At 36.9% G+C, this 1,392-nt stretch carries 1 protein-coding gene and 1 rRNA gene; one reads left to right on the forward strand and one right to left on the reverse strand.

What is annotated here, in order from left to right; genetic code table 11:
- Positions 1 to 322 (reverse strand): 16S ribosomal RNA (locus H8718_RS20220); the annotation flags it as partial.
- A gap of 317 nt (positions 323 to 639) precedes the next feature.
- Here H8718_RS20220 and H8718_RS20225 point away from each other — a divergent pair.
- Positions 640 to 1,245 (forward strand): metallophosphoesterase family protein, encoded by a 606-nt coding sequence (locus tag H8718_RS20225; protein ID WP_177672076.1) that lies wholly within the window; start codon positions 640 to 642, stop codon positions 1,243 to 1,245.
- Positions 1,246 to 1,392: the final 147 nt, after the last annotated feature.

Consider the following 1,392-nt stretch of genomic DNA (forward strand, 5'->3'; position numbering starts at 1 on the left):
TCCCAGTGTGGCCGTTCACCCTCTCAGGCCGGCTATGGATCGTTGCCTTGGTGGGCTGTTATCTCACCAACTAGCTAATCCAACGCGGGTCCATCCTATGCCGATAAAATCTTTGCTAGTCGGTTCATGCGAACCAACTAGGTTATGCGGTATTAGCGTTCGTTTCCAAACGTTATCCCCCCTGCATAGGGCAGGTTACCCACGCGTTACTCACCCGTCCGCCACTAACTTCATGGAGCAAGCTCCAATCCGTTCGTTCGACTTGCATGTGTTAAGCACGCCGCCAGCGTTCATCCTGAGCCAGGATCAAACTCTCAATCTAAAAATTTATTTACGTTAGTAAATTAAATTTTTAGCGCAACTTTCAGAATGAAAGTTAAGCCATCTCAGTTTGTCTCTTGACATTTTGTACTGTTAAGTAGTACTGACTTGTCACATAATGTGACTTTATGAATCGACTGGTTTAATGGTTATATTATTTAATTGTAAGTATACTTATCAAACAAGTACTCGTATATATTAGCAAGATAACTTTCTAATGTCAACACTCTTTTTCATATTTTCAATTTTTTGCACTTTAATATTTCATCTTTTTATAGTATAATTAAGACTGCACTCTTAAAACAAAGGATGAGTAGAATGAAGATATTAATAGTTTCAGATCAAGAAAATACATATATATGGGACCACTTCGATAAGGAAAAATTTAAAGATATAGAACTCATCATTTCTTGTGGTGATCTAAAAGCTTCATATTTATCTTTCCTTGTAACGATGATTCCAGTTCCTCTTTTATATGTACCTGGTAATCATGATATTAAATATTTACAAGCTCCGCCAGAAGGCTGTATTGATATTGACAATCAGATTATAACCTATAAAAATATAAAAATTGCTGGTCTTGGTGGCTGTATTGAATATACAGGAGGACCTTTCCAGTATACAGAAAATGCTATGCGCAAGCGCACTAAGAAACTTATACGTAGTTGTCAGCGCAAAGGTGGTTTAGATATTTTTGTCACCCATGCTCCTTCCTTAGGCGTAGGTGATGGAGATGATTGGGCACACAAAGGCTTTGAATGTTTTCATGATGTTTATAAAACACTTGCTCCATCATACCATCTGCATGGACATCAGCATCTTAACTATGGTGTAAATCAGAAACGCATTTTAACTGCGCAAGAAACAACTGTTATTAATGGTTTTTCTTATTACATATTAGACTATACGCCAAAAGAATCTTAATTCTAAAAAGGTGTCAGCCGCTCTGAAATGAACTGCTACCCGTCAAGTAGACAACTAAAAAAATAAAAACTTTTTACTACCATTAGATTCAGATCTAGTGGTAGTTTTTTATGCTACCTGCAAATAAGCTTGGTGTTTTTCAAAAGG

This window comes from Zhenhengia yiwuensis (assembly GCF_014384995.1).
GTDB lineage: Bacteria > Bacillota > Clostridia > Lachnospirales > Cellulosilyticaceae > Zhenhengia > Zhenhengia yiwuensis.

What these genes read in the sequence shown, in the direction of transcription:
- H8718_RS20225 (WP_177672076.1), top strand. Translation starts at nt 640, where the DNA reads ATGAAGATATTAATAGTTTCAGATCAAGAAAATACATATATATGGGAC.